Annotated in this window: 6 protein-coding genes; 5 read left to right on the top strand and 1 reads right to left on the bottom strand. The window is 72.0% G+C overall.

Annotation, left to right across the window (positions count from 1 at the left end; translation table 11 throughout):
• Positions 1–181: 181 nt before the first annotated feature.
• Positions 182–1,570: an NAD(P)/FAD-dependent oxidoreductase gene (locus tag PLP61_RS14035; protein ID WP_324503368.1), complete on the bottom strand. Its 1,389-nt coding sequence runs from the start codon at positions 1,568–1,570 to the stop codon at positions 182–184.
• A gap of 208 nt (positions 1,571–1,778) precedes the next feature.
• Between PLP61_RS14035 and PLP61_RS14040 the strand changes: the two genes are divergently transcribed.
• Genes PLP61_RS14040 through PLP61_RS14060 form a run of 5 tightly spaced genes read left to right on the top strand, consistent with a single transcriptional unit; the run spans position 1,779 to position 6,207 of the window.
• Complete coding sequence (locus PLP61_RS14040) at positions 1,779–2,711, top strand: ATP-binding protein (RefSeq protein ID WP_324503369.1); 933 nt, start codon at positions 1,779–1,781, stop codon at positions 2,709–2,711.
• A gap of 38 nt (positions 2,712–2,749) precedes the next feature.
• Positions 2,750–3,691, top strand: coding sequence for an ABC transporter ATP-binding protein (locus PLP61_RS14045; protein ID WP_324503370.1), 942 nt, complete (start codon positions 2,750–2,752; stop codon positions 3,689–3,691).
• Positions 3,675–4,583, top strand: a complete 909-nt coding sequence (locus PLP61_RS14050; protein ID WP_324503371.1) for an ABC transporter permease — start codon at positions 3,675–3,677, stop codon at positions 4,581–4,583. The genes PLP61_RS14045 and PLP61_RS14050 overlap by 17 nt, the downstream gene beginning before the upstream one ends.
• Positions 4,580–5,494, top strand: a complete 915-nt coding sequence (locus PLP61_RS14055; protein ID WP_324503372.1) for an ABC transporter ATP-binding protein — start codon at positions 4,580–4,582, stop codon at positions 5,492–5,494. Before PLP61_RS14050 ends, PLP61_RS14055 begins: the two co-directional genes overlap by 4 nt.
• Entirely contained in the window at positions 5,491–6,207 is a 717-nt protein-coding gene (locus PLP61_RS14060) for an ABC-2 transporter permease (protein ID WP_324503373.1), read from the top strand. Before PLP61_RS14055 ends, PLP61_RS14060 begins: the two co-directional genes overlap by 4 nt.
• Positions 6,208–6,224: the final 17 nt, after the last annotated feature.

A 6,224-nucleotide genomic window follows, 5' to 3' on the forward strand; every position in this document is an offset into this window, starting at 1 on the left:
CCTGCGACTGGTGATCGGCTCGCTGATGCTGGTGGCGCTGCTCGGGGTGGTGACGACCGGCTACCTCACGTTCTTCCACGACGGGCAGGGGGTGCTCCGGCCGCTGGCGATGCTCACCGCCGTGGCGGTGTTCCTGACCACGAACACCGTGACCACCCGGTCGCTGTTCTGAGCCGCTGACTCAGCCGGTCGCTCGGTCCTGGAGCGGACGCTCGGCGGGCTCGGAGACGAGGCCGGCCACGCCACCGTCGAGCCGTGCCAGCGCCCGGCGCGCGAAGACCTGCTGCTCGGTGGTGGTGCGCTCGGCCCGGCCACGGCCGATGAAGGACACCGCCCAGTGCAGCAGCGCGGTCACCCGGCTCTTGAAGCCGGCGATGTAGAGCAGGTGGATCGTCAGCCACAGCACCCACGCCAGCAGACCGGACAACCGCAGCCGGCCGATCATCGCCACCGCCCCGAAGCGGGAGATGATCGCCATCGACCCCTTGTCGAAGTAGCGGAACGGGGGCTGGGGGGCCTTGCCCCTCACCCGCCGGTCGATGGCCTTGGCGGCGTACCGGGAGCTCTGGATGGCCGTCTGCGCCACCCCGGGGAGCTGGTCGAGGTCGATCATGTCGCCCACGACGTACACCTCGGGGTGCCCCGGCAGCGTGAGGTCGGGGTTGACGCCGATCCGGCCGGCCCGGTCCAGGGACGCCCCGGTCTGCTCGGCCAGGATCGCGGCGAGCGGGGAGGCCTGCACGCCCGCGGCCCAGATCTTGGTCACCGCCTCGAGGCGCTCCTGCCGGCCGTCGGCGAAGGACACCTGCAGGCCGCGCTCGTCGACCTCGGTGACCATCGCCCCGAGCATCACCTCGACCCCGAGGTCGGCGAGCCGGTCGACGGCCTTGGCGCCGAGCTTGGCCCCGAAGGCCGGGAGCACCTGGGCGGCGGCGTCGACCAGCAGCACCCGCGCGTGCCGGGTGTTGATCGCTCGGAAGTCGCGCTTGAGCGTGCGCTGGGCGAGCTCCGCGATCTGCCCGGCCATCTCCACGCCGGTGGGCCCGGCCCCCACCACCACGAAGGTCAGCAGGTGGTCCACGTCCTCGCCCCTCGCGGCACCGAGCTCGGCGAGCTCGAACGCACCGAAGATCCGCCCGCGCAGCTCCAGGGCGTCGTCGATGCTCTTCATGCCGGGTGCGAACTCGGCGAACCGGTCGTTGCCGAAGTACGACTGCGCGGCCCCCGCGGCGACGATCAGCGAGTCGTACGGCGTCACGGTCTCGCGTCCCAGCACCTGGGAGGTGACCGTGCGGGCGGTCAGGTCGATGTCGGTGACCTCGCCGAGCAGCACCCGGGCGTTCTTCTGGCGGCTCAGGATCTCGCGGGTGGGCGGGGCGATCTCCCCCTCGGAGAGGATGCCGGTCGCGACCTGGTACAGCAGCGGCTGGAACAGGTGATGGGTGGTCTTGGCGACGACGGTGACGTCCACGTCCGCGCGGCGCAGCGCCTTGGTCCCGAAGAGTCCGCCGAACCCCGAGCCGATCACGACGACGCGGTGCCGGGGGTCGGTGCTGGGTGGGGTGGTCATGCCTCCATTGTTCGCGGAGGAGGGCTCCCGGGCCAGTTGAGGTTAGGGTTTCCTTACTCACAGCCCTCCGGGGAATACCCGTGGCAGCACCCACCGCAGAAACCTGTGGCAGGCTGGGCCAAAGCAAAACTTCTCGGGCAGGGGTTTTGGCGGACCCCCGACCGGGTAGGAGCCAGCCGACGACCACCCCTCGACCCAGGACCCCCGCGTGCCGACCAGCCACTTCGCGTTGACGCTCGACACCGACCCGCGCTCCGTGCAGGAGGCGAGGCGGTGGGTGGCCTCCGCGTGCCAGCAGATCGGTCGCACGGACCTGCAGGAGTGCGCGGAGCTCGGCGTCTCCGAGCTGGTCACCAACGCCCTGCTGCACGCGGCCGACCCGATCGTGGTCCGGGTCCGTGGCACCTCCCAGCACCCGCGGGTCGAGGTCGCCGACGGCTCCCAGCAGCCCCCGGTGCTGCTGGTGCCCGAGCCCAGCCACGAGTTCGACGACCTGCTGGCCACCTTCGGTCGCGGCCTGTCGATCGTCGCCCGCTGCTCGGTGGCCTGGGGCGCGGCCATGGAGCAGGACGGCAAGGTCGTCTGGTTCGAGCCGGCGACCGCCCCGAGCCACGACGGCTTCATCGAGGGGTCGGTCTTCCACCTCGACGACCTGCCGAGCCCCCGCGTGCCCGACGACCCCGCCGAGCTGGCCCCGGTGGCCCTGCAGGACGTGCCGGTCGGGTCCGTGCTGGGCCTGCGCCGCCACTACCGCGAGCTGCGGCGCGAGGTGCACCTGCTGTCCCTGGCCCACGAGGCCGACTACCCGCTCGCCAAGAACCTCGCCGAGATCTTCCACCGCTTCGACGTGGTCTACCCCCCAGAAGTCCGGGCCCAGCTCAACGAGGCGATCGAGGCGGGCAACGACACCGTCGACTTCCACGTGACGATGCACCGCGACGTCGCGGTGACCGTGGAGCAGATGCTGGCGCTGCTGGACCTCGCCGACGAGTTCTGCCGGGGCCAGCGGCTGCTGACCCTGGCCCGCTCCCCCGAGCAGGCGGAGTTCCAGCGCTGGTTCCTCGGCGAGTTCGTCCGCCAGTCCCGTGGTGAGCCCCCGCTGCCCTGGCACCGGGTCAACGGCACCCCGCTGTCCCGGTAACCATCCAACCGCACGGTGCAGTCGGTAGGGTCCTGGGCATGGGTGACACCATCCGGACCGAGCAGCTGACCAAGGACTTCGGGTCCGTGGTCGCGCTCGACCGCCTCGACGTCGCCATCGGGGAGGGCGTCACCGGCCTGGTGGGCGCCAACGGGGCGGGGAAGTCCACGCTGATCAAGATCCTGCTGGGCCTGCTCGCGCCCACCTCGGGGGGTGCCACGGTGCTGGGCCACGACATCGCCACCGAGGGCGCGGCGATCCGGGGCCTGGTGGGCTACATGCCCGAGCACGACTGCCTGCCGTCGGACGTGAGCGCGAGCGACTTCGTGGTGCACCTGGCCCAGATGTCGGGGCTGCCGCGGCACGCCGCCCGGGAGCGCACTGCGGACGTGCTGCGCCACGTCGGGCTCGGCGAGGAGCGGTACCGACCGATGGGCGGCTACTCCACCGGGATGAAGCAGCGCGCCAAGCTGGCCCAGGCCCTGGTGCACGACCCGCGGCTGGTGCTGCTGGACGAGCCCACGAACGGGCTGGACCCCGCCGCGCGCGAGGAGATGCTCCACCTGATCCAGCGGATCGGCGCGGACTTCGGCATCGCCGCGCTGGTCACCTCCCACCTCCTCGGCGAGCTGGAACGGGTCAGCGACCACGTCGTCGTCCTGGACGGCGGCCGGCTGCTGCGCGCCTCCGCGACCACCGACTTCCTCCACACCACCGGGACCCTGCTGGTGGAGGTGATCGGGGACCACGGCGCCCAGGACCTGATGGGCAACGCGCTGGCCGCAGCCGGGCTCCCCTGCCGGCCGCGCGGCCACGTGATCGCGGTCGAGGCGACCGCCAGCAGCGCCGAGCAGGACGTGCACGACCTGATTCGCGACACCGCCTGCGCGCTCGGCGTGGGCCTGGTCCGGATCCAGGTCGACCACCGACGGATCGAGGACGTGTTCCGGGAAGGGGAAGAGCATGTCATCCACGCCTGACCCTCCGCGCGCGCAGAGCCGCACCGGCGTCATCCACGACCTGGGCTACCGCCCGTACGCCGGACCACGCCAGGCCGAGCCGTTGATCGCCCGGGCGCTGTTCGTCACCGGGCTGCGCAACGCCTTCGGCCTGGGCAGGTCGGGCAAGTCCAAGATCCTGCCGTTCATCCTGCTCGGCCTGAACCTCGTGCCAGCGCTGATCCTGGTCACGGTGATGGTCACGCTGCGCCTGAAGGAGCTGCCGACCGACTACGCGGCGTACGCCGGCACCACGCAGATGCTGGTCAGCGTCTTCGCCGCCGCGCAGGCACCGATCCTGTTCTCCCACGACCTGCGGTACGGCTCGATCGTGCTGTACCTGGCGCGGCCGATGCACGCCGCGACGTACGCCGTGACCCGCTGGGCCTCCCTCGTCGCCGCGCTGCTGGTGTTCCTGCTCACCCCCGTCCTGGTCCTCTACGTGGGCGCCCTGCTCGCCGGCACCGACGTGACCGACCAGTCCCGCGACGCCGGGATCGCCGCGCTGCTGGCCACCCTGCTCGCGGGCATGCTGGCCGCCGTCGCCGGGCTGATCAGCTCCTGGTCGACCCGGCGCGGGTTCGCCGTCGTCGCGACGATCGCGGTGCTGCTGTTCGGGTACGGCGTGATCGCCGCCATCCAGGGCATCGCCCACAGCCAGGACCAGCTGTGGGTCGGGGAGTACGCCGGCCTGCTCTCGCCGTACTCGCTCTACCGCGGGCTCGCCGAGTCGCTCGCCGACGTCAGCGCCGGGTCGATCACCCCGCCGACCGGGGCCGCGATGGAGGCCGGCTACCTCGTCGTGGCACTGGCGCTGGTCGTCGGCGGCGCGGGCGCCCTGGTGCTGCGCTACCGGAGGGTGGCCGGACGATGAGTGTGCTGGAGCTGACCCGCGCCTCACGGTGGTACGGCAACGTGGTCGCCGTCAACGACGTGAGCATGCGCGTCGGGCCCGGGGTCACCGGCCTGCTCGGACCCAACGGCGCCGGCAAGTCCACGCTGATCGCGATGATGGCCGGCTTCCTCGCCCCCTCGTCCGGCACGGTGACCCTGGACGGGACCGCCGTCTGGCGGCACACCGACGCCTACCGGCTGATGGGCCTGGTCCCCGAGCCCGAGCTGAGCTTCGGCTACCTCACCGGTCGCCAGTTCGTCCGAGCCAACGCCGAGCTGCAGAAGCTGCCGGAGCCGGGCGCCGCCGCGGACCGGGCCCTCGGCGTCGTGGAGATGGTCGACACGGCCGACCGACGGATCAGCACCTACTCCAAGGGCATGCGGCAGCGGGTCAAGCTCGCGTCGGCCCTCGTGCACGACCCGGGCGTCCTGCTGCTGGACGAGCCGTTCAACGGCGTCGACCCCCGGCAGCGGCTGCACCTGATGGACCTGCTGCACCGGATGGGCGAGGAGGGGCGCACCGTCCTGTTCAGCTCTCACATCCTCGAGGAGGTGGAGCAGGTGGCACGCCACATCGAGGTGGTGGTGTCGGGCCGGCACGCCGCGTCCGGGGACTTCGGGGCGATCCGGCGGCTGATGACCGACCGGCCGGACCGCTACGTGATCGCCTGCAGCGACGAACGGCAGCTGGCGGCGCTGCTCATCCGTGAGCCCTCGGTCCACGGAGTGGCCCTGCGCCCCCGAGGCGGCCTGGACGTGGAGGTCGCCGACCTCGGGGTGTTCGCGCACCGGTTGCCGCACCTGGCCCGGGACAGCGGCATCCGCCTGCTGGAGGTCGTGCCCACCGACGAGTCTCTGGAGAGCGTGTTCTCCTACCTGGTGCAGTCATGAACGCCACCGTCGTGCGGCTCTCGGCTCAGGCGCTCCTCGGGCGTCGGCGCTTCCTGCTGCTGCTGAGCATCCCGGCGGTCATGGTCGCGCTCGCTGTGGTCGTGCGGGCGCTGGCCGGCGAGGGGGTCGGCTACCTCGACATCGTCTCCGGGCTGGGCCTCACCCTGGTGGTGCCGCTGGTGGCGCTGCTGGCCACCTCCTCGGTGCTGGGACCCGAGATCGACGACGGTTCGATCGTCTACCTGCTGGCCAAGCCGGTGAACCGCTACCTGGTGGCGACCAGCAAGCTCGCGGTCGCGCTGGCGGCCACCATCGGGTTCGGGGCGCTGTCCCTGCCGATCGCGGGGCTGGTCATCGACGCCTCGCGGCCCGGGGCCGCCGTCGCGTGGTTCGCGGCCGGGCTGCTCGCCTCCGCGGCGTACTGCGGGCTGTTCCTGGCCCTCTCCGCCGTCACCCGGCACGCCGTCGTGCTCGGGCTGCTGTTCGTGTTCTTGTGGGAGGGCCTGCTGGGCAACCTGCTCAGCGGCGTGCGCTGGCTCAGCATCGGCGCCTGGGGCCGCAACCTGGCCTCCGCCCTGGACGACACCGTGGCGCTGCAGGGCAAGTCGGTCGGGACCGGCTACCTCCTGGTGGCGACCGCGGTGCTGGTGCTCCTCACGGCTTGGTTCGCCGGGGAGCGGCTGCGGTCGTTCTCGATGCGCGGCGAAACCTAACCGTTGACTCGCGCCTC

Origin of the sequence: Nocardioides sp. (assembly GCF_035429765.1) — a bacterium.
In the GTDB taxonomy this organism is placed as follows: Bacteria; Actinomycetota; Actinomycetes; order Propionibacteriales; family Nocardioidaceae; genus Nocardioides.